Below are 20,172 nucleotides of genomic sequence, written 5' to 3'. Positions count from 1 at the left end.
AGTCAATAGGGTTGTCGTTGATAAAAATATCAGACTTTATTGTCATCGAGTCGTTTTCAATGAAAAGCCTGTCGGTTCATGATCGACAGGCTTTTTATATTTTTAAGCTAAACGAAAACTTCTTTTGAACATGGTAAACGTTAACTCGGCTCAGAGAGCGCGGATAAAAACCGCCAAGGATGACTCATGCGCTCGATGATCATCTTCCCTAGTTGATGGGCACGAGTTGTGGCTTGATCGGCTCACGGGATTTGAGCATCAATAACAGTACGCTGCCCAATGCCATAATGAATGCCGCCATATAAACCGCGCTGGTATAGCTGCCACTTTGCTCTGCAAGTACGCCAGCTAATGCCGGTGCGATGATTTGAGCGGAGCCGAAAGAGAGCGTCATTTTGCCCATCATTTTGGCTGGACGAGTAGGGTAGTAGCGCCCTGCCATGGTGAGTACTAGACACACCATGCCGACAAAGGTGCCGCCATATAAGATCGCTCCGATCATGGTGAATATGAAATTCGCTTCGATCACAGGCAGCAGTATGCCAATCACTTGTAGCATGCTGGCGCAGATCAATGCGTTCAGCGGCCCAAAGCGCCGAGCAACGAAATCCCAGCCGATAGCACTAGGGGTGGCGGCTAATCCCATAATCAGAAAGGCCCAAATACCCTGCCCCTCAAGACCCGGTAGTTGATCGATCAGCGCCACAATAAAGGTGGCGCTGATCACATAACCGACACCGGCACAGAAGTAAGCCACCTGAAATAAGCGCATAAAGGCGGCACTCGGGGGCGAATCAATCAATGCTTCACCGCTGGTTGTTTGTTGAGATTTATCCGGCGGTGGCAGCCAGCGCCAAGCGGGTATGATGATCAGCACGCCAATAAGCGTTAATAGCCCCCACTGTTGGCGCCAATCGAAATAGGGTTGCATCCATTCGATAGCGATAGCACACAAAACGATACCTAAGCCCACCCCGCAAAAATGAATGCCGAGCTCACTCCGGTGGTCGTGACGAATAAGCCAGTTAAGTACTAAACCCGCACCAAGCAGTATCCCTGCTGCGCAGCTCAGGCCAGCGAGAAAGCGAAATAGAGCCCAGAGCCAAAGATTATCCGTTAAGCCCATACCGACCGTGGTCACCAACGCCATCACTAGCCCAATACGGTAGAGGCGGTCTTTGATAACGAGATCACTGATCATGGCCACCACGAGGGCGCCGCAGAGGTAACCTAGGTAATTAACGGCCGCCAACCCACCGCCTTCCGATATCCCCAATCCTGCGTGTTCCTGCATGATCGGCAGCATAGGGGTCAACGCGAATCGGCCAATGCCCATGGTGAGTATCAAGCTCAGTATGCCAGAGCAGAGTACTTTTAAGCGTTGGGCTTTTGTGTTCATGCTGTGTCCTTGGGCAATGAATCTTTGCTTAGCAAAGGGCTTTTTCAACCCATTCAAGGCGGTCTTGGCCGAAAAAGAGTTCATCACCGACAAACATCGAGGGGGCACCAAAGACACCCCGTGCTGTTGCGGCTTGGGTAGCATCTATTAAAGCGGTTTTAACATCGGGTAGTGTTATGGCGTCCATCACGACTGCGGCATCAAAACCCGCGCTGTTTAGGACCTCTTCCAGAACAGGTTTAGCGGATAAGTCTTTACCGTCGATCCAAGCGGCGGTAAACATCGCCTGATTATAGGCGTCTAACTGGTCATTGGCCTGCGCCCATAGCGCACCGCGCATGGCATTCACTGTACTGAATGGGAAATGTGAATTTAGGTGGTAAGGCACGCCGTAATGATCAGCATAGCGTTGAATATCTTTTTTCACCCAAGCCCATTTAGCGGGGATGGTAATCGGACTGATGTTGTTACAGGCATTGAAAACGCCCCCGAGTAATATCGGTTTGTAGTGAACAGAGGCTCCGGTGCGTTTTGATATGCCCTCGAGTTGAGTCCATGCTAGGTAAGAGGCGATGCTGATGTAGTCATAATAAAAATCGATTGTTTTTGTCATGGTGTATTCCTTGAGTGAGAGCGGTTACCAGGGCTCGGCGAATGGACGAACATCTTGCTCGAAGGTCCAAGCATTTCGCGGCTGCTGGTGGAGTTGCCAGTAAATATCGGCGATGTTATCCGGCTGAATGATGCCGTCATCTCCTTTACTGGCGTAAAGATCGGGTAGGTATTCGGCGGTTGCTTGGTTTTCGATTAAACCATCGATGATCACATGGGCGACATGAATGCCCTGTGGGCCGAGTTCTCTGGCCATACTCTGAGCCAGTGCGCGTAAGGCATGTTTGCCGCCAGCAAAGGCTGCGAAGCCGCTGTTTCCGCGCAGGCTGGCGGATGCGCCGGTAAACAGTAGGGTGCCCTGTTGGCGGGGTAGCATTTTTCTGGCTAATTCGCGGCCGAATAGAAAACCGGCAAAGGCACACATCTCCCATACTTTGCGATAGATTCGGCTTGATGTGTCGCAAATATCATAGCGAACATTACCACCAACATTGAACACCGCCACCTGAATGGGGCCGAGCTCGGTCTCGATCTGATTGATGAGGTTGATAACCTGCTGTTCATCACGGGCATCAGAATGATAGGGGGTTGCACTGGCGCCTAATGCTTCGACGGCCGTGACTAGGGCACCTAAATCGCCACGGCGACGGGTAGCGACGATATGAAAACCTTCCCGTGCGAAACGTTTGGCAATCGCTAATCCTAAGTGGTCTCCGGCTCCAATAATCAGCGCAATAGGTTTGTTGTGTGCGGACATCTGTTGCTCCTGAATGATGGTGATGGATAGCAAAAGCTTAGAGTGTCTCTTATAATAAATAAAATCGATTGTTTCTATGGTTATCATAATCAGAGGTTATGTTGTGGAGCTACAACAGTTACGTTGCTTTTTGGCCGCGGCAGAATTAGAGAATTTTACCCGGGGGGCCAAACGTGCATTTGTTTCGCAACCGGCGCTTTCGGCTTCTATTTCCAAGCTGGAAGCTGAGATGGGGGTGAAGTTGTTTACGCGTAATAAGCGAAACGTGGTGCTGACCCCAGCAGGACGGATGCTGCTTAAAAGAGCAAAGAAGATCGTTGAGGAGTGTGCACGGGCCAAAGATGAGCTGAAACATCATGAGATGCCGCGCGTATTACGTTTGGGCGTGATTAATACCCTATCGATTTCCCATGTTGCTCGGTTGATCGAGCAATACCGGCGGCAAAATCCCCATCTGCGCTTGAACGTATTTGATGCCAGTGAAGCAGAGATGGAACAACTTGCACAGGCGGGGCGCATTGATATGGCGCTCACGGTGTTACCGCAACAGCCAGATCAGCGTAAACCGTTCAGCTATTCACAGGCGCTGTTTTCCGAGTCTTACGTGGTGGCGATGGCAACCGACCATCATTTGAGCCAGTCACCATCGGTCAGCCTCGACGATTTAAAAGATGAGCCCTTTATTGCGCGTTCTCACTGCGAATATCGACGGGTATTTCAGGAACTGCTTAAGGCCAGTGATGTGCGTCTGAATGTCGCTTATGTCACTAATCAGGATGATCGTGCCTTACGGCTGGTGGAAGAGGGGGTTGGCGTGGCCTTTATTCCAGAACACTACACATCGTCAGGTATTGTGAAGCGGCCGCTGATTAAAGCGCCAGGGCAAAGAACTATCGGTTTCGAGTGGGGGCTGGGTGAAAATCAGGCTGAAGTTGATCAACTGGTCGCCTTTGCTAGTACGGCCCGATGGCCATAAACGCTAGTTGAGAGACGCTATTGAGATTGTGTTGAACAGTCGCTCAGGTTATACTTGAACAAATGCTCAAAGAGATTGGTAACCTAGGTGTCAAATGTAAAGTATGATCGGCAAGATGCTATTAACAGAGCGACGGATCTGTTTTGGGCTAAAGGCTATCACGCCACTTCCATGCGCAATCTTCAGGAGGCTATCGATATGCGGCCAGGCAGCATCTATGCGTGCTTTGGCAGTAAAGACGGCCTGTTTAAAGAGACTCTGCAACACTACGCACAGATGAGTCAGCAGCGCTTACACGAGTGTCTTGCGGCGGCTGCATCGCCAATCGAAGGGTTAAAGCTTTTTATTCGTGGTGCGGTTAGTGGCTGCGAAACATCGGCTCCGAGTGGTATGTGCATGCTAGTGAAAACCATCTCTGAGTTAACACAGGACAATACGGAGCTACTCGTCGAAGCGCAGCAGTTATTACTGCGTATCGAAGGGGCTATCGCGGCCATTTTACGACAGGCTCAGGAACAGGGTGATATTAGTTCCACTAAATCACCCGAACGTCTAGCGCGTGCGCTGCAGGTGCAACTGATGGGGCTACGTGTTTATGCCAGTGCGAGCGCAGGTAACAAACAGGTCGATGAGTTGATCGATGATATGTTTGATAATCTGCGCTGAACGGGTAAGCGATCACCTATGCAAACTTAGGCCATTGATTAAAATGCTGTTTCTCTAACTGCATCTCCCCCTTTTCATCTTTATATATGTTGATCCAAGCCTGCCAGTTTTCATTATCGATATCGGGATAATCCAGTCGATAATGGCTGCATCGGCTTTCGGTGCGCATCATGGAGGCTTTAAGCTTCATCTCGGCTGTGTGGATCATATTCATGGTTTCATGGGCCAGACGCAGATGATGGCGATCGGATGCCATCAGCATCGGCCCGTGATGCTCTTTTAGCTCTTCTATATAGGCGAGTGCGGCCTGTAACATGCGCTCTTTTTTAATGTATAAGACAAAGTTAGGAATCATCACACTTTGTAATACTTGGGTGGCCCACGCTGGGCTATAGCCACTTTCCCGTTTTAATGGCGCGAGCATTTCAGCTTTAGTTTGTGCCAGTTTTTCTGCCGGTATCGGGATGGGGGTTATCGACCGGCTCGCCTTCGCCGCTGCTTCACCCGCCAATGCCCCTTGTACGGCGGAACCTGCCATAGAGCTGCCTATTTGCGTATAGATACCGCCGGACATATAGGAGCCTAAGGCGTCACCTGAAGCCCACAAGCCTGGAATTGAGCTTAAACCGGTTTCATCGATAGGCACCAAGCCCTCTGATTTATGGATCGCCATGCCGGCGGTTGATCCACCCACCGATTCAGACCCCATACCCGGAGGCCCATGTGGTTTATCTTTAGCAAATAGTGCGCGTAAACCTGAAGATTCGGCCGGTGGCTGAGGCGGCGGTCCACTTTGACGGAAGGCTTCGGGTACATAGGGGCCTGCTGGAACATCCGCGGTTGTCTCTTCTATGGTGTCTGATTTTGGCCCGGGCCCCATGCTGACAGGTCCACCACTGACATAGGCGGTATAGTTCATATCAACGCCGAGGTGGTGGTTGATCTGTGTCGACGTCGTGCTGGGGCGTTCTTCTATCTGTCCGTGCCAGTTGTCATAGCATGAGCCGGAGTTTTTTGCGGCAGCAGGATGGCCGTCATTCCACTCTTTACCGGTGACTTTTGCGCCAATGTTATAAGCCATAATGGTGCCATCATGGGTGAGGTCGCATAGAGGAAAGCCACTGGCTTTAAAGCCACCGGAGCCGGTACAGAGGATGACCGTTTTGGCGGAAAAGTTGAACACCGTATTATGATCCAAACTAAAGCCAGAAGCCCCGACAACCCGGCCCTGCTCTTTATGTAGATGGGTCATCATGATGCGTTCCATAATAGGAATATCACGCTCGCGCATCGGTTTGGAAAAACTTTCAAAACATAATGCAGAATCGAAGAAACCCCACTCACGTAATTCAGCCACCCGATCGGCAGAGTGATCTAACAGCTGGCGGGTAAAGACTGGGTTATTGGTACCAATGGATGAATCGGCAACTTTGGCGAGAAACTCATCGGGTGTCATCGAGGCGTTTTGTTTGTCATAACAAAACACACCTTTACCGAAAGGAGTCAGTCCTGAGCTACCTAAACGGCCTTTTGATACCATTAATACCTTAGCGCCGGCATCATGGGCCTTCACGGCGGCAAATAGCCCTGCAATGCCACTGCCAATCACTAAGACGTCGGCTTCGACGGTTTCCTCTTTGAAACTGTCGGCATCGATACTGGGTTGATTTCGGGTGGGCGGTTGGTCCATCGGTGGCATAGACGGTAAGTTGCCAGCAATAGCGGTTGCGCCAATCGCGCTGCCGGCCATGCCGAGAAACATCCGGCGCGATATCGTTGTGGAATCTGACATGATATTACCTCCAGGCGACAACCACAGGGATTGATTTTTCCGGCGTGATGGTAATGGCATCGACCGGGCAGTAAAGACGACATAGATGACAGATCTGACAGTCTTCCGCATAAGCGATATACGCTTTTTGCTGATCATAATCGAACTGGATAACGTCGGTAGGGCAGGTCTGCACACAGGTTTTACAACCGATACAACCTGCAATCTCACTAATGGGCATGTTGTGATCCTCTTAAAGCGGTTAAAAAGACAGCTGTTCGTAATGAATATGTGAGGCCGGAATGTTTAATGATTTCAGGCTTTTATTCACCGCGTTAATCATCGGTTTTGGGCCACATAAATAGACCGTCCAATCGCGCGGAGCGAGAGCGTTAAGCGTCTGCTCAAGGCAGTGCGTGTCGATAACGCCTTGATAGATAGCGTCGTCATCCGTCGCGGTAGCACAAACTAACTGCTGCTTAAAATTGGGCATGGTTTTTTCTAAATGTTTAATCTCATCCTGCAGAACCATCTGGTTTAGATGGTTATTACCGTATATCAGACGTATTGGTCTTGGGTCGTTCTGCTGAGCTAAGCCGCGCAGCAGACTGAGCATTGGGCCAATACCCGCGCCGCCCGCGATTAAGACGATGGCTTTCGCCTGAGCGGATTCCGCTAAACCAATGCTGCCGTAAGGGCCATCGACATAGACATTTTGGCCCACCTTGAGGGTATTCAACTTAGAGGTGTAATCACCGAGGTTGCGAATAATAAAGGAGATTTTCGGCAGATCGGCTTGGCAGGACGCAATTGAAAACGGATGCTCTTTGACCCCACCGCTGTGTTGGCTGGTGTTTAACCAAACAAACTGACCGGCGGCAAAGGTAAAGTCCGAAGCTTCTTGTTTTTCGATGGTGACCTGCCAGTCGGTACGGCTAACCTGTGTCACATCAAGCAGCTTAAAGGGCTGAGACCGAAGGGATAATGGTTTAATAAAGTAGTTATATAACACCATCGTCACGGAGGCGGCACAGAGCGCCCACCAAATAATATTAAAGCTTGCTTGAAACTGCCCATGACTGCCTACGGTGGTGATATGCAGGGTAGCGAGGATGGTGATAATGACGAAGCCGAGCATATGGCTAAAACGCCAGGTTTCATAACGCATCTTCAGGGCGTCTTTAAAGATGGCGGTGAGTATCCAGATCATCAGACAAACCCAAGCAATCAATCCTGTGAGCATCTGCGGAGCCGTAATAACGGATATTAAACTGTGCATTCCATCGTTGAATGACACCATAAAGCGGGGGGCAAGAATGAGCAGCGGATGTAATAGAAAAATAACACCTAACCATTGGCCGACTTTCTTATGGTGCGAGATATTCCAATCGATATTGGCGAACAGTGGAATCCGCTTTAAGCGGCTCGCTAATGGGAATTGCATATAAAACGCCATCATGGCGAGGGTATTGATGACCGTCAGGGTGGTGGCGTATAGGCCCTGGGGTTCCATATTCAACGTCAATGTGGCGAGAAAGGGCAGCGACATTAAGCTTAAATATCCCAGTGTTAGCCAAGCTTTCCGGCCAAGAGTATAGGCGCTGCGCTCTTTGGAGCGGCCTAAAAGGGTTGATAGAGTCGTCATTGTTTTCATCCAAAGTCATATGATGGCTTATATTGATCGTCAGGCAGTGGTTGCTAACGCAGCATAGATGCCTTTTTAATGATGAAAGTATGCGCTCCAAATGGATTAAAACCATGGAACGATTGTGGATTAAATAAGGAAGTTCGCCAGATATAGTCTGAGATCACAGGTGATCCGTTGATGCCTTTCGACGCTCAATCGTGGCCGTTCTGTTAGGTCTCTCCATCTAAATGGCGGTGATTGAATGGCTTTTCATTGTTTGGCGGCACAAAATGATGACCGACGTCGTAGGCAATACCTGTTTAACAGGATAGGATTGGCGCTGAGGCATATAGGTGCCAACAGACAACAACAAGGAGTATGGAATATGACTGATCCCGTCAGCAGCTTTGCGATTAATTTCGTGGCAATTCTGGGCGGCATCCTACTGTTGACCATTGTTGGAGGGCTGATTGCAGGGTTGATTATTTATCAGATTGATAAAAATCAGACCAAACAGACCATCCGACGAAACTATCCGCTGTTTGGTCGCTTCCGTTATGTATTTGAGCACCTAGGTGAATTCTTTCGACAGTATTTCTTTGCAATGGATCGTGAAGAGATGCCATTTAACCGAGCGCAGCGCAGTTGGTGCTACCGTGCGGCTAAGAATATTGATAACACTATCGCCTTTGGTTCTAGCCGAGATCTACGGACGCCCGGTACTTACTACTTTCTTAACTGCCCGTTTCCTACCTTAGAAGAGGATGCGGTGAAGAATCAGCCATTGCAGATCGGGCCTTTTTGTCGCGAGCCATACGACGCTAAATCCTTTTTTAATATTTCCGGTATGAGTTTTGGTGCGATCTCTAAGCCCGCCATACGCGCGTTGTCGAATGGCGCTCGTGAAGCCGGATGTTGGATGAATACCGGTGAAGGTGGTTTATCGCCATATCATCTGGAAGGCGGATGCGACATTGTCTGTCAGATCGGTACCGCTAAATATGGTATGCGAGATGACAATGGCTTATTGAGCGACGATAAACTTAAAGAGAAAGCGGCCTATAAACAGGTACGGATGTTTGAGATTAAGCTCAGCCAAGGTGCTAAACCCGGTAAAGGTGGAATGCTACCGGGGGCGAAAGTTACGGCTGAAATCGGTGCTATTCGTGGTATTCCTGAAGGAGTGGCTTCGATTAGCCCGAATCGACATGTCGAGGTTGATTCAGCAGACGATCTGTTAGATATGGTCAGTCATATTCGTGAAGTGACCGGCAAACCGGTTGGCTTCAAATTAGTGTTGGGGTCGACCGACTGGCTGGATGAGTTTTGTCAGCGAGTGGTCGCCCGAGGCATTGAGCAGGCACCGGATTTTATTACCCTCGATAGTAGTGATGGGGGGACGGGGGCGGCACCGATGCCGTTGATGGATAGTGTCGGCTTACCGTTACGGGAGAGTCTGCCCATCCTAGTGAACAAGCTGATTCAGTATGGTTTGCGGGAGCGTGTCCGGGTCATCGCGTCAGGTAAGTGCATTAACCCAACGGATGTGGCGGCGGCCCTGTGTATGGGAGCGGATTTCTGTGTCAGCGCTAGGGGCTTCATGTTTGCCCTCGGTTGTATTCAGGCGTTGCAGTGTAATAAAAACACCTGCCCGACAGGCATCACAACCCACAATAAAGATCTACAGCGAGGCTTGGTGCCCGAGGATAAGGCGGAGAGGGTTACCCATTACCATAATAATATGGTCAAGGAACTCGAGATGATCGCGCACTCCTGTGGTGTACCGGAGCCTAGAAAGCTTAAGCGTAAACATGCCGCGATGGTGGTCGACAGTGGTCGCTCAGTGCCGTTAGATGTTCTCTATCCTGAGGGTTAATCAGTAAGGCATAAACCAAAATGTAAAAAGCCTGCACTCGCTGCAGGCTTTTTTATATCAATTTTATATAGGATTAGCGTTCATCAAAACCGAGGTCATCAAACCAGAGCTCATCGTTAATTTGATGTTCGAGTTCTCTACGTTGTTTCCGCTCTTCAATCGCTCGCCTGACGGATAGACTTTTTTGGCTGGCTTCTTTTTGCTGAGCCTGCATTTGATTTTCTTCAATACCGACGATGATATCGAATATTTTGGTTTGGATTTCGTTTAGATCCTGATCTTTCCGTATAAGCATCGCAATGACTCCTACACCTTCTGCAAAGCTTTCCTGAAAGCCAATGAGACGAAGCTAACAGGTCGTTTAGCATTTCTGATTAACAGGGAATCTCTTTTTTATAACACTAAAAAGAGAATATCAATAAATTATAGGCCTAAGCAGAGGCACTAACGGATACTGATCTTGACGCAGAAATGTGACAGAAATAGGAAAAAGGGGCCGATTTATTCTTCAGGCTTGCGTAGGGGGAGGCGTTTATCGTTTTGGCGTAGGCTTTTCAGGCTACGTTTGATGGTTTTGAGGTGATCCAGTAAACCGGGTCCAAGCTTCATCGCTACGCCTACCGCAAGAACATCGATAACGACGAGATGCACAACCCGAGAGGACATCAATGTACTCAGGTCTTTGTCCTCTTCAAGATCAATATGGATAGCGATGCTAGCGAGATCTGATAGCGGGGTGTTGCTTGGACAAAGTGTGATAACGGTGACGCCGGCATCTTTGACCAGTTTTACCGCGTGTAACAGGTCTTTGGTACGGCCGGTCTGGGAGATCGCGATGACCACATCCCGTTCCGTCAATGTTGTCGCAGAGATCATCTGCATATGCGGATCTGAATAGGCCGATGCCGCAATTTTAAGCCGGTGAAACTTATGCTGGGCATCGTTACACACCGGTGCTGACGCGCCAAAGCCGTATAGTTCTAGACGGTTGGTGCTGGCAATGGCATTAATGGCTTCTTCTAAGGTGTCGGCATCGAGTTCTTCTCTGACGCGCATCATATTGCCGACAGTCGAATCGAAAATCTTCTGCTTAAACTCGCTAACAGTATCTTTCGTGTTAAGTGAAAACTGCTCGAAGTTAGCGTTACTCGCCAGCCCTTGGGCTAGTGTCAGCTTGAAATCTTGAAAACCATCGTAGTTGAGCGCGCGGCAAAAACGGACGACCGTGGGCTCACTCACATTCGCTTCTGAGGCGAGATCGACAATCCGCATATGAATAACGTCGGAAGGGTTTTCCAAGACGTAATCAGCAACTTTTTGTTCTGATTTTCGCAGACTGGGTTTAGCATCAGCGATAGATTTAAGTAGATTAAGCGACTGCAAACTGGTTTCCGTTTTCTGATTATGCGTAACAGAAAGAGTATATCAGTAAATCTGTACAATAGAGTAAATGCTGTTGTCATTCGTGCCGCATTTTGAATTTGGTAAACATTTACAGGAGTTGCTTACTATTTGAAATTGCAGCAGATATGACTTGATGCTATGTTCACTGGGTTATAAGTATAAATACAATAATTATCGACAGCTATATAGCTACAATGACGAATAGGGAGAAGCCTTGTGAAACGTCGTGAGATTGTTAAAGTCCTCGGTCTTGGGGTCGCTGCTGCAGGCCTAGCCGCGTGCACAGAAGAGAAAAAAACGGTGGCTGCGGATTGTGCCCAGCCAGCAGCGTCAGCTGCACCGGAAAAGCCGGAAACCATTGAATGGAAAATGGTAACGACTTGGCCGAAAAACTTCCCAGGTTTGGGAACGGGCGCAAATGACCTCGCTGATCTGATTGATAAGATGAGTGGCGGCCGGATTAAAGTTAAAGTTTATGGTGCCAAAGAGCTGGTGGGCGCACTCGAAATTTTCGATGCGGTTTCCCGTGGAACGGCAGAGATGGGTCACGGTGCTGCCTATTATTGGAAAGGTAAAACCCGTGCGGCGCAATTCTTTGCGGCGGTACCTTTTGGTCTGACCGCTCAAGAGATGAACTCTTGGTTGTATCATGGCGGCGGTATGGAGCTCTGGGAAGAAGTCTATGCTGAGTTTGGCCTGATTCCAGGTGCGGCGGGTAACACAGGCGTACAGATGGGTGGCTGGTTTAACCGTGAAATCAACGGCGTAGAAGACCTAAAAGGTCTGAAAATGCGGATGCCAGGCCTTGGTGGTGAAGTGCTTAAACGTGCGGGTGGTACACCTGTATTGCTGCCGGGTGGCGAGATTTTCACATCGCTGCAATCGGGTGCGATTGATGCAACTGAGTGGGTAGGTCCTTACAACGACTTGGCCTTCGGTTTGTATAAAGCGGCTAAGTATTACTACTATCCTGGCTGGCATGAGCCAGGCACCACGCTGGAGTGCTTCATCAATAAAGAAGCCTTTGAAAAACTGCCAGCCGATCTGCAGGTTATTGTACGTAATGCGTTGCGGGTTGCTAACCAAGATATGCTGGCTGACTTCACGGCCAAGAATAACGAGGCTTTGCAGCAGTTGGTCAATGAGCACGGTGTTGAACTGCGTCAGTTCCCTGACGACGTGCTTAAGCAGATCCGAGCGCTATCTGATGAGGTTGTCGCTGAAGAAGCCGCTAAAGATCCGATGTCACAGAAAGTATTCGAATCTTTCGTTAAGTTCCGTGAACAGGCGATTAAGTGGCATGCCGTGTCTGAGCAGTCTTACCTGAACGCCCGTACATTGTAAGTATGGTGTAAAGGTTAGGTTATAAAAAAACCCGCAATGTGCGGGTTTTTTTTGGTTTTAAGTTGACGTTTTAACCGTAAACCAGCGTTGGTAACCAGGTTGCAAGGGCTGGCCATTGCGCCAATGCCATCAATGCAACGAGCTGAATCATGATAAAGGGTATAACCCCTTTGTAGATCTGCATGGTTGAAATACTGGCGGGTGCGACACCACGAAGGTAAAAGAGGGCAAAGCCAAACGGCGGTGTCAGGAACGAGGTTTGCAGGTTAAGCGCGATCATGACGCCAAGCCAAACAGGGTCGAGCCCCATGGCTAATAGAATAGGAGCCACGATAGGCACCACCACGAAGGTGATCTCGATAAAGTCGAGGAAGAAGCCTAGCAGGAAGATAACCAGCATCACCAGCGCGACTGCACCAAATACGCCGCCCGGTAAGTCGGTGAGGAACTCACGCACGAGGTCATCACCGCCAAAGCCACGGAACACCAGCGAAAAGATCGAAGCACCGACCAAGATGATAAACACCATCGAGCTGACTTGAGTGGTGGAGCGCATAACATCTTTTAGAATAGATAGCGTAAAACAACGTCGCGCCATTGCCAGTAGCATCGCTCCTAATGCGCCAACGGAAGCTGCTTCTGTCGGCGTCGCCCAACCACCTAGAATCGACCCAAGTACTAAGCCAACGAGAAATACGGGTGGCAGTAATGCAAAGATGACCCGATGGAACATGTTGTCTACTTTATCCCGTTCCTCTTTTGGAATAGCAGGGACGGTTTCAGGGTGAACGATCGCTTTGAAGATCAGATAAGCAATATAAGCACAGACTAGCAGAAGGCCAGGGATCAGTGCGCCAAGGAACAGGTCACCGACCGTAATGGTCTTGGGTGAGTAAATGCCTTGCTCCAGCTGTGCCTGCTGGTAAGCCGAGGAGATAACATCCCCTAGTAATACCAGTACGATTGATGGCGGGATTATCTGCCCAAGTGTACCGGAGGCGCAGATGGTGCCTGTGGCAACACCTGGATCATATCCACGACGCAGCATGGTCGGCAGCGAAAGTAGGCCCATGGTGACGACGGTTGCACCCACAATACCGGTACTGGCGGCGAGCAACATGCCAACAACGGTTACTGAGATGCCTAACCCACCGCGAATAGGGCCAAATAATGTGGCCATGGTATCGAGTAAATCTTCAGCGATTTTAGATTTCTCTAGCATCACGCCCATGAAGACAAACAGTGGCACGGCGATCAGCACCGAGTTATTCATAATGCCGAACAGACGGTTTGGCACGGCTTCTAGGAAGCTCGCTTCAAAGTGGCCGGTCATAATGCCGATAGCGGCAAAGATAAGACCGGTGCCCGCGAGAGAGTAGGCAACAGAGTAGCCGAGTAATAAAACAAAGATTGCGCCGAAAAACAGCAGTAATGGCAGAAGTTCAATCATATTGGATGCTCCTGAGAATCCACTTCGATCAGGTGTGCTTGTCCGGTCAGTACCAGAATGTTACGCCCGAGCTCAGCAGTTCCTTGTAGGATCATAAGTACAGGCATGAGGAGTAAGGTGGTTTTCAGAAGGTATATAGCTTCAATACCCCCCGCTTCTTGTGAGCCTTCGAGGGTATGCCAAGAGAATGTTACATAATCCCAGGAGATCCAGAAGATAAACACAGAAACCGGCATTAGCAGTACGATAACACCGATAATATTGATGACTGCTTTGCCACGTTCACCCAATGGTCGATAGAAAATATCGACACGAACATGTCCATCATGTTTGAGGGTGTAGCCTGCTCCGAGCAGAAAAACTAGGCTGTGCATGTAGATGATTGATTCTTGTAACGGGATGTTGCCAACATTTAAAACATAACGCAGCACCACAACAATGAAGGTCACCAGGACCATCAGCAATGTCAGCCAGGCAATACTGCGCCCGGTCCATTCGCTGAAACAGTCTAGGCCCTTGACGAGGGTCGCGAGAGGAGTCTTATTATCCATGGTTTGTCTTCCACTAAGAACTTGCTTTTCAGGAGAGGAGTATACAATAAAAAAGCGAACTGAATCAGAGGATTAATATTTGTTCGTTGGAATACAACCCCAATGCCTCTGCAGAGGGGGAATCCTGCATAACTGCTGCAAAATGATTTCGGCGCTGTACAATAGGAGAAAATTTAGTTCTGGAGTTTATCTGATGTCACAATGGTCACTGGAAAATGAGCTTAAAGCACTCGACGGTTGGCAGTTGAGCGCTTTTTCGGTTGCTGTCACAGAGCGCATGTTCCCTAACTTTGCGCTGTTTTCAACCTTGCTTGATTTTGGTGATCGTCATCAGGTACGTAGCATCCTTGACGGGGTGTGGAATAAGTTGGGCAATACCGGCGCGACGATGAATTTTGAGGTTCAGCAGAGCAATGTTGAAGCCAATATGCCGGATCTTGATGTTTTTGAGATGTACGGTGCATCCCCTGCGCTGGATGCTATGGTGGCCCTGTATTCCACGATTAACTGCCTGTTAGAGCCTAATCGCACCGAAGCGGCTAACGTGGGCAATCTGTCGCTGGAATGTGTCGCGACCTTTATTGAAGTGACCGCCGATACGGATATGTCCGATGAAGAGTTGCTTCGCTATATCAGCCACCACGATATGATGTTGCAGGAAGAAAGCTTTCAAGAAGAGGTGGTTAAACGCCTTGCCGCCGCTAAAAATGCCAATGCCGGATTGATGGGCGAATTAAAGAAACTCGCAGCGAATGATGGCATCAGTAATATCGGGGTGAGTGAAGAATAATGCTGCGGCTAGGTCTGTTGTTATTGATTCTGCCCGGCGTGGTTCTGATGGCTGTGTTCTGGGCGGAACTGAGCGACGTGAATGCTTGCTTATCCGCAGGTGGTTCGTTTAATTACGGTGCAGCGGTTTGTGATATGAATAACAGTCACTCGTTTGTACCTTTTGCTGCCCGTCATCCCCTGTTTGTTAATTTAACCATGCTAGCCTCTGCGGCTGGATTTTTTTGCTGTCTTTTTGGGCTGTATGTCCGGGGCCGCTGAATAAAAGGATTTTTCGATTATGCGACGTTTTTGGTTGGGCCTGTTGTTGGTGGTCATTGTGGGGGCTGTCTATAGCTGGTTGAATGCACCCGAGTGGCTCGAAGGCTGGAATGAAGAGCATCAAGAGATGGTGGATAGACAACGGCAGGCAGGCATTAGCGCCGGTGAAGAGACCGACCAGCAAGGCTGTGTCTCAATGGCGTTACAGCGGGTCGAACATTGCAATGACTCTGAGTATCGCTGCACCGTGGGTGGCGGTACCTTCTTTAAAGCTTGCTGGCAGCATAGTCAGCCGTCGGCAGCGGTGTGTAACGATATCCCGCCTTACCATGAGAAGCCGACCGAAGATGATAAAGCATGGGTTAAAGATCGCTGTATTGAACAGGGTTTTCTGGCGAAAGGCTGCCGTTTGATCATGCGCCAGCAACAACAACTGTGTAGCGCTAGCACAGGGTCATAAATAACCCACCGATAAAGGCAAGGCCGCTTAAACGGCCTTACCTTTTACTACTTAGATCGTCAAAATAAGTTTGCCGCAAACGTGACCACTCTTGCTTAGTGCAAATGCATCGGAGGCTTTCTCTAGCGCAAAGGTATTACCTATCTGTAGTTTAAGTTGCTCGTCGGCAACGAGTTCACCAATCTTACCCAATTGTTCAGCCGAGGGTTCGCAGCGAATCGCTTCGACTCGGCGCCTTTGTGCCTTACCTGCCGCGATCACCTGATCTTTAGTCACCGAAGGTAGTGTGACTAAAATACCGTCGGGTTTGAGACAGGGCAGGGCTTGGATACCTGTGTCTCCACCGACACAGTCGATCACGAGATCAAAGCTATTGGTATATTCAGTGAGGCTCTGATGGCGATAATCGATGGTTTGTTTGCAGCCGAGAGAGGCCAGAAGTTCATGATTATGTGAAGAGGCGGTGCCTGATACCTGAGCACCGGCCCAGTGTGCGAGTTGCACCGCGAGATGGCCAACCCCTCCCGCAGCACCCAATATCAAGACCTGTTGACCGGCTTTCAGCTCTCCTTTGTCGAAGAGTGCTTGCCAAGCGGTTAGGCTAGCGGTGGGTAGACCTCCGGCAGTTACTAGATCGACGGCATCAGGTAGTCGCGCTATTTGATCGGCGGGGGCGGCAATATACTCGGCATAACAGCCCGCTGGTTGGGGAAAGCGAATCATCCCGAACACCGCTTCACCTTTTTTAAAGTCAGTGTCGCCAGCGTCTTCGATAATCCCAGAAAACTCCCAGCCGGGAATAAAGGGCATCTCCTGAATAAAGCCACTCGCCCCGCCACCAGAACAGGTTTTCCAATCAATGGGGTTAACGCCAACGGCGGCTGTTTTAACCAATACTTCGCCAGAAGCAGGTTGAGGTCGGGATTGTTTACTGTAGATAAGTTCCTCAAGGCCACCAAACTGATGTATTGATATCGTATGCATAAAAGACTCCGGTGAGTAGCAGGTAATGATTGTTATTAGAGAGTTTAGATCTTCGCATAAAGTTATAGGCTAAAGCTGCCACTAATGCAGGCTATTTCTGTTAATCTTAGTGTCCTAAATAGTAATTGATGGTGATAAGAAAATGACTCTGGCGGTGTTGGAACAGCTGTTAATGATGGTAGGGTTTGGTGTCTTTTTGGTGTCGCTGATACTCTATGTGCTGCGAACCAATGATGTTAAATCGATATTGGTTTTCTGGCAGGCAACCATTAATTTTACTAAACGAGAGTTTATGATCAACCGGGTTGGCTTATCGATGATGCTTCTGGCGGTTATCGTGCGTTTTTGTAACTACTTTTTTGCCTGATTCAGCGTGTTAATCAATTGAGGGAAAGATGAAAGGAAATCCATTGCGCGGCGCAAATTTCTTATTGCGTGGCTTGGCTATGTTGCCAGAAAAGGGGATTCGCCACTTTGTTGTGGTGCCTCTGTTAATCAATATCTTTATTTTTACCGGCGCTATTTGGTTATTGTTTGATCAGATGGGATATTGGATCGATTACCTATTAAGTGCGATCTTGCCGGATTGGGACTGGCTACAATTTTTGCGTTATCTGCTATGGCCGATGATCGCAATATTGGTGTTGATCATGGTGTATTACAGCTTCAGCGTGGTCGCTAATATTATTGCCGCGCCGTTTAATGGCATCCTATCGGAGAAAGTAGAGCAGCGGCTGCGGGGCGTGACCGTCACCGATTCGGGTTGGAAAGAGATCATGGCATTGATTCCGCGGACGATCGCTCGAGAGCTATCTAAGCTGCTTTATTATCTGCCTAGACTGCTATTTTTGATTATCCTCGCCTTTATTCCCGTGGTGGGCATGATTGCACCTATTTTATTATTCCTGTTTGGTTGCTGGATGATGGCGATTCAGTACTGTGATTATCCGATGGATAATAACAAGGTGAGTTTTCGCCAGATGAAGGATTCCCTCAAGCAGCGACGCCTTACCTCATTGGGTTTTGGCGGCTTAATTTCGCTGGGGATGATGATTCCCCTTCTTAATCTGCTATTGATGCCCGCCGCCGTGGTCGGCGCGACTATCTTTTGGGTGGAAGAGTATACCGATGGTAGCGAAATCGACCTGAGTGGCTTGACCCGTCAGCAACAGTTGGACGACAAGCGTTCGTAACGAGCGATACCCGTCGGGCTCACTGCCTAAAATGCTCCATTAAAAAAGCCTCTCGTGTGGTTGGTTAAGCCGCACGAGGGGCTTTTCTATGCTTACCCCGCTTTATTTACTCCCTTCACCGCAACACTCGCGTTCAGTGATTCAAGCATGGCTGTATTCAGAAAATGATTGAAGCTGACAAGCGGCCTCTTTATAATCGAATGTTATAGTATAACATTTTAACGATTGGTCTCGCTTCAACGGCTGCCAAAAATCTTATCGGGGATCCCGCTCGATGTAACAAATGTCCCATCCACTGTGTTCGCGGTGCTCGTTGGTAAACGATCCCTATGGCGTACTTTTACGCCTGTCAGCATTTAGGGGCGTTTCGCTATCGGTATGGCGATATAGGGTTGTGGCATTGCAGTGTTCTTCGTCTTGGCGGAGCGCTATCTATTGGATTTTGAGTATGAATACAGCACTTCCTGATGTTTCTATGACAGAGTTTTCTCGACGCTAAGCGCCCTTGAATGGGTGGGTATGCAGGGTATTGATCTGCCTATTACATTGATTGAACCGGGTTATCGCCGTGAATTACATGCACGGATTGATGCCCAAGTTGATCTACCTGTACCGCATGTGAAGGGTATTCATATGTCACGTCTATATCGGTTATTGGATGACTTGGTCGATAGTGAGGGGTTAACACCGCGGGCGTTGCACCAACTGTTACAAAAGATGATAGCGAGTCATCAAGATTGCGATAGTCGTAATGCCCGTGTGCGTATGAAGTTTGAGCTACTGGCGCGCCGCTCGGCATTGATCACCGAAGGGTTAGGGGGCTGGAAATCCTACCCTATCTGTCTGGAGGCAACCCTCGTCAATGGCGTGTTTGTCTTACGCGCCAAGGTGTCGGTGGGCTATTCCTCTACCTGCCCATGTTCAGCGGCTTTGTCGCGACAACTGGTCGAGCAAGGTTTCTTGACGGCGTTTGCCGGTCAAACTGAATTGCCGGTGACGGCTGTTGCGGCTTGGTTGCGGGAAAATGCGTCATTAGCAACGCCACATAGTCAGCGTAGTGAAGCTCAGGTCGAGGTGGAGGTTGCTGGAGATAAGCCGATGTTGGGGCTGCTGGCGTTGATCGACTGTATTGAGCAGGCGGTGGCGACACCGGTACAAACGGCCGTGAAACGGGCTGACGAGCAGGCTTTTGCCGCCCTTAATGGCGAGAACCTGATGTTTGTTGAGGATGCGGCACGTCGTATATCGGCGGCATTGGGGGACACCTATAAGGCGCCGAGTGTTTATGTGCGGCATATCGAAAGTTTACACCCCCATGATGCAGTCGCTTGGGCCAGCCCTGCGGCTAAACCTGCCTTCCTATGATAGCTATCCACTTTAAATGGAAGCCTAACTCGATGGGTTTGAGTTTAGGCTTTTCAGCGTCTTTTCAACCACTCCCTTTAATGGCAGAGGCTCTATGATTCGGAAAAATCCGCGTGGCGATTTACCTCAGATAGACCCTAGCGCTTTTGTTGATCCGACCGCCATCTTATGTGGCTTGGTGATTGTTGAAGCAAATGTGTTTATTGGCCCCTACGCCGTGATTCGCGCAGATGAAATGGATGCGAATGGGCATATCGATCCTATCGTGATTGGTGCCCATTCTAATATTCAGGATGGCGTGGTGATTCACAGCAAGTCCGGCGCTAGGGTGCAGATTGGTCAGCATACCTCGATTGCCCATCGAGCCATTGTGCATGGCCCTTGCGTGATTGGTAATGATGTTTTTATTGGCTTTAACAGCGTGTTGTTTAACTGCACCGTCGATGATGGTTGTGTGGTGCGCTATAACGCGGTGGTTGATGGTGTGCATTTACCTAAGGGGTTCTATGTACGTTCGACTGAGCGGGTAGGGAGCGAAACGAACCTGGCTTCACTCCCTCAAGTACCGGCGGCGGCCAGTGAGTTCTCAGAGAGTGTGGCGCGCACGAATAATGAGTTGGTGCGTGGCTATAAAGCTATTCAGAACGAGTTTTAATACCCGAAAAGGAAAAACTTATGCTCAACATC

21 protein-coding genes and 1 pseudogene are annotated in these 20,172 nt (G+C 49.3%); 11 read left to right on the top strand and 11 right to left on the bottom strand.

The genetic code is table 11. The features are described 5' to 3' along the window. Nucleotides 1–208: 208 nt before the first annotated feature. The 3 genes from EH243_RS12085 to EH243_RS12075 are packed head-to-tail and all read right to left on the bottom strand — an operon-like array spanning nucleotide 209 to nucleotide 2,768. A complete protein-coding gene (locus tag EH243_RS12085) occupies nucleotides 209–1,399 on the bottom strand; it encodes a YbfB/YjiJ family MFS transporter (protein ID WP_126158929.1) in 1,191 nt (396 codons plus the stop codon). A 28-nt stretch (nucleotides 1,400–1,427) separates the two neighbouring features. Then, a complete protein-coding gene (locus tag EH243_RS12080) occupies nucleotides 1,428–2,012 on the bottom strand; it encodes a 2-hydroxychromene-2-carboxylate isomerase (RefSeq protein WP_126158928.1) in 585 nt (194 codons plus the stop codon). Between the two features lie 24 nt (nucleotides 2,013–2,036). Continuing rightward, a complete protein-coding gene (locus EH243_RS12075) occupies nucleotides 2,037–2,768 on the bottom strand; it encodes an SDR family oxidoreductase (RefSeq protein ID WP_126158927.1) in 732 nt (243 codons plus the stop codon). A gap of 103 nt (nucleotides 2,769–2,871) precedes the next feature. Here EH243_RS12075 and EH243_RS12070 point away from each other — a divergent pair, with 103 nt between their 5' ends. Then, nucleotides 2,872–3,744 (top strand): LysR family transcriptional regulator, encoded by an 873-nt coding sequence (locus EH243_RS12070; RefSeq protein WP_126159015.1) that lies wholly within the window; start codon nucleotides 2,872–2,874, stop codon nucleotides 3,742–3,744. Nucleotides 3,745–3,831: 87 nt separating this feature from the next. After that, complete coding sequence (locus EH243_RS12065; protein WP_126158926.1) at nucleotides 3,832–4,410, top strand: TetR/AcrR family transcriptional regulator; 579 nt, start codon at nucleotides 3,832–3,834, stop codon at nucleotides 4,408–4,410. 16 nt (nucleotides 4,411–4,426) lie between these two features. Here the strand turns inward: EH243_RS12065 and EH243_RS12060 are convergent, their stop codons facing one another. Genes EH243_RS12060 through EH243_RS12050 form a run of 3 tightly spaced genes read right to left on the bottom strand, consistent with a single transcriptional unit; the run spans nucleotide 4,427 to nucleotide 7,826 of the window. Continuing rightward, on the bottom strand, nucleotides 4,427–6,202 hold the full coding sequence (locus EH243_RS12060; protein ID WP_126158925.1) for an FAD-dependent oxidoreductase: 1,776 nt from the start codon (nucleotides 6,200–6,202) through the stop codon (nucleotides 4,427–4,429). A gap of 4 nt (nucleotides 6,203–6,206) precedes the next feature. Beyond that, nucleotides 6,207–6,422: a 4Fe-4S dicluster domain-containing protein gene (locus tag EH243_RS12055; RefSeq protein ID WP_126158924.1), complete on the bottom strand. Its 216-nt coding sequence runs from the start codon at nucleotides 6,420–6,422 to the stop codon at nucleotides 6,207–6,209. 21 nt (nucleotides 6,423–6,443) lie between these two features. Beyond that, nucleotides 6,444–7,826 (bottom strand): ferredoxin reductase family protein, encoded by a 1,383-nt coding sequence (locus EH243_RS12050; protein WP_164549113.1) that lies wholly within the window; start codon nucleotides 7,824–7,826, stop codon nucleotides 6,444–6,446. 367 nt (nucleotides 7,827–8,193) lie between these two features. Here EH243_RS12050 and EH243_RS12045 point away from each other — a divergent pair, with 367 nt between their 5' ends. Continuing rightward, complete coding sequence (locus EH243_RS12045) at nucleotides 8,194–9,684, top strand: FMN-binding glutamate synthase family protein (protein ID WP_126158922.1); 1,491 nt, start codon at nucleotides 8,194–8,196, stop codon at nucleotides 9,682–9,684. A gap of 73 nt (nucleotides 9,685–9,757) precedes the next feature. Here the strand turns inward: EH243_RS12045 and EH243_RS12040 are convergent, their stop codons facing one another. After that, nucleotides 9,758–9,979 carry a PA3496 family putative envelope integrity protein gene (locus tag EH243_RS12040; protein WP_126158921.1) on the bottom strand — a complete coding sequence of 74 codons (222 nt, stop codon included), beginning with the start codon at nucleotides 9,977–9,979 and terminating at the stop codon, nucleotides 9,758–9,760. Nucleotides 9,980–10,185: 206 nt separating this feature from the next. Then, a complete protein-coding gene (locus EH243_RS12035; protein ID WP_126158920.1) occupies nucleotides 10,186–11,067 on the bottom strand; it encodes a MurR/RpiR family transcriptional regulator in 882 nt (293 codons plus the stop codon). Nucleotides 11,068–11,304: 237 nt separating this feature from the next. Here EH243_RS12035 and EH243_RS12030 point away from each other — a divergent pair, with 237 nt between their 5' ends. Continuing rightward, nucleotides 11,305–12,432, top strand: coding sequence for a TRAP transporter substrate-binding protein (locus EH243_RS12030; RefSeq protein WP_206441609.1), 1,128 nt, complete (start codon nucleotides 11,305–11,307; stop codon nucleotides 12,430–12,432). Nucleotides 12,433–12,502: 70 nt separating this feature from the next. Here the strand turns inward: EH243_RS12030 and EH243_RS12025 are convergent, their stop codons facing one another. Then, on the bottom strand, nucleotides 12,503–13,882 hold the full coding sequence (locus EH243_RS12025) for a TRAP transporter large permease (protein WP_126158919.1): 1,380 nt from the start codon (nucleotides 13,880–13,882) through the stop codon (nucleotides 12,503–12,505). Then, on the bottom strand, nucleotides 13,879–14,433 hold the full coding sequence (locus tag EH243_RS12020; RefSeq protein ID WP_126158918.1) for a TRAP transporter small permease subunit: 555 nt from the start codon (nucleotides 14,431–14,433) through the stop codon (nucleotides 13,879–13,881). Before EH243_RS12020 ends, EH243_RS12025 begins: the two co-directional genes overlap by 4 nt. A 193-nt stretch (nucleotides 14,434–14,626) precedes the next feature. Between EH243_RS12020 and EH243_RS12015 the strand changes: the two genes are divergently transcribed. Genes EH243_RS12015 through EH243_RS12005 form a run of 3 tightly spaced genes read left to right on the top strand, consistent with a single transcriptional unit; the run spans nucleotide 14,627 to nucleotide 15,943 of the window. Next, on the top strand, nucleotides 14,627–15,223 hold the full coding sequence (locus EH243_RS12015; protein ID WP_126158917.1) for a YjaG family protein: 597 nt from the start codon (nucleotides 14,627–14,629) through the stop codon (nucleotides 15,221–15,223). Then, complete coding sequence (locus EH243_RS12010; RefSeq protein WP_126158916.1) at nucleotides 15,223–15,483, top strand: hypothetical protein; 261 nt, start codon at nucleotides 15,223–15,225, stop codon at nucleotides 15,481–15,483. The genes EH243_RS12015 and EH243_RS12010 overlap by 1 nt, the downstream gene beginning before the upstream one ends. Before the next feature lie 19 nt (nucleotides 15,484–15,502). Then, nucleotides 15,503–15,943, top strand: a complete 441-nt coding sequence (locus EH243_RS12005; RefSeq protein WP_126158915.1) for a hypothetical protein — start codon at nucleotides 15,503–15,505, stop codon at nucleotides 15,941–15,943. 51 nt (nucleotides 15,944–15,994) lie between these two features. Here the strand turns inward: EH243_RS12005 and EH243_RS12000 are convergent, their stop codons facing one another. Beyond that, on the bottom strand, nucleotides 15,995–16,927 hold the full coding sequence (locus EH243_RS12000) for an NADP-dependent oxidoreductase (RefSeq protein WP_126158914.1): 933 nt from the start codon (nucleotides 16,925–16,927) through the stop codon (nucleotides 15,995–15,997). A gap of 142 nt (nucleotides 16,928–17,069) precedes the next feature. On the opposite strand from EH243_RS12000, the gene EH243_RS11995 reads away from it, so the two are divergent. The 4 genes and pseudogenes from EH243_RS11995 to EH243_RS11980 all read left to right on the top strand — a co-directional run bounded on the left by EH243_RS11995 (nucleotide 17,070) and on the right by EH243_RS11980 (nucleotide 20,140). Next, entirely contained in the window at nucleotides 17,070–17,294 is a 225-nt protein-coding gene (locus tag EH243_RS11995) for a hypothetical protein (RefSeq protein ID WP_126158913.1), read from the top strand. Between the two features lie 28 nt (nucleotides 17,295–17,322). Then, complete coding sequence (cysZ, locus tag EH243_RS11990) at nucleotides 17,323–18,120, top strand: sulfate transporter CysZ (protein ID WP_126158912.1); 798 nt, start codon at nucleotides 17,323–17,325, stop codon at nucleotides 18,118–18,120. 510 nt (nucleotides 18,121–18,630) lie between these two features. Continuing rightward, nucleotides 18,631–19,485: pseudogene (gene folE2 / locus EH243_RS11985) on the top strand (GTP cyclohydrolase FolE2); the annotation flags it as partial. Between the two features lie 94 nt (nucleotides 19,486–19,579). Then, on the top strand, nucleotides 19,580–20,140 hold the full coding sequence (locus EH243_RS11980; RefSeq protein ID WP_126158911.1) for a gamma carbonic anhydrase family protein: 561 nt from the start codon (nucleotides 19,580–19,582) through the stop codon (nucleotides 20,138–20,140). Nucleotides 20,141–20,172: the final 32 nt, after the last annotated feature.

Source organism: Amphritea opalescens (assembly GCF_003957515.1).
Lineage (GTDB): Bacteria > Pseudomonadota > Gammaproteobacteria > Pseudomonadales > Balneatricaceae > Amphritea > Amphritea opalescens.
This window is presented reverse-complemented; position numbering and strand designations above follow the sequence as displayed.

Coding starts and splice junctions, on each gene's coding strand:
- EH243_RS12085 (WP_126158929.1), bottom strand. CDS start 1,399: ATGAACACAAAAGCCCAACGCTTAAAAGTACTCTGCTCTGGCATACTG.
- EH243_RS12080 (WP_126158928.1), bottom strand. CDS start 2,012: ATGACAAAAACAATCGATTTTTATTATGACTACATCAGCATCGCCTCT.
- EH243_RS12075 (WP_126158927.1), bottom strand. CDS start 2,768: ATGTCCGCACACAACAAACCTATTGCGCTGATTATTGGAGCCGGAGAC.
- EH243_RS12060 (WP_126158925.1), bottom strand. CDS start 6,202: ATGTCAGATTCCACAACGATATCGCGCCGGATGTTTCTCGGCATGGCC.
- EH243_RS12055 (WP_126158924.1), bottom strand. CDS start 6,422: ATGCCCATTAGTGAGATTGCAGGTTGTATCGGTTGTAAAACCTGTGTG.
- EH243_RS12050 (WP_164549113.1), bottom strand. CDS start 7,826: ATGACGACTCTATCAACCCTTTTAGGCCGCTCCAAAGAGCGCAGCGCC.
- EH243_RS12045 (WP_126158922.1), top strand. CDS start 8,194: ATGACTGATCCCGTCAGCAGCTTTGCGATTAATTTCGTGGCAATTCTG.
- EH243_RS12040 (WP_126158921.1), bottom strand. CDS start 9,979: ATGCTTATACGGAAAGATCAGGATCTAAACGAAATCCAAACCAAAATA.
- EH243_RS12025 (WP_126158919.1), bottom strand. CDS start 13,882: ATGATTGAACTTCTGCCATTACTGCTGTTTTTCGGCGCAATCTTTGTT.
- EH243_RS12020 (WP_126158918.1), bottom strand. CDS start 14,433: ATGGATAATAAGACTCCTCTCGCGACCCTCGTCAAGGGCCTAGACTGT.
- EH243_RS12015 (WP_126158917.1), top strand. CDS start 14,627: ATGTCACAATGGTCACTGGAAAATGAGCTTAAAGCACTCGACGGTTGG.
- EH243_RS12010 (WP_126158916.1), top strand. CDS start 15,223: ATGCTGCGGCTAGGTCTGTTGTTATTGATTCTGCCCGGCGTGGTTCTG.
- EH243_RS12005 (WP_126158915.1), top strand. CDS start 15,503: ATGCGACGTTTTTGGTTGGGCCTGTTGTTGGTGGTCATTGTGGGGGCT.
- EH243_RS12000 (WP_126158914.1), bottom strand. CDS start 16,927: ATGCATACGATATCAATACATCAGTTTGGTGGCCTTGAGGAACTTATC.
- EH243_RS11995 (WP_126158913.1), top strand. CDS start 17,070: ATGACTCTGGCGGTGTTGGAACAGCTGTTAATGATGGTAGGGTTTGGT.
- cysZ (WP_126158912.1), top strand. CDS start 17,323: ATGAAAGGAAATCCATTGCGCGGCGCAAATTTCTTATTGCGTGGCTTG.
- EH243_RS11980 (WP_126158911.1), top strand. CDS start 19,580: ATGATTCGGAAAAATCCGCGTGGCGATTTACCTCAGATAGACCCTAGC.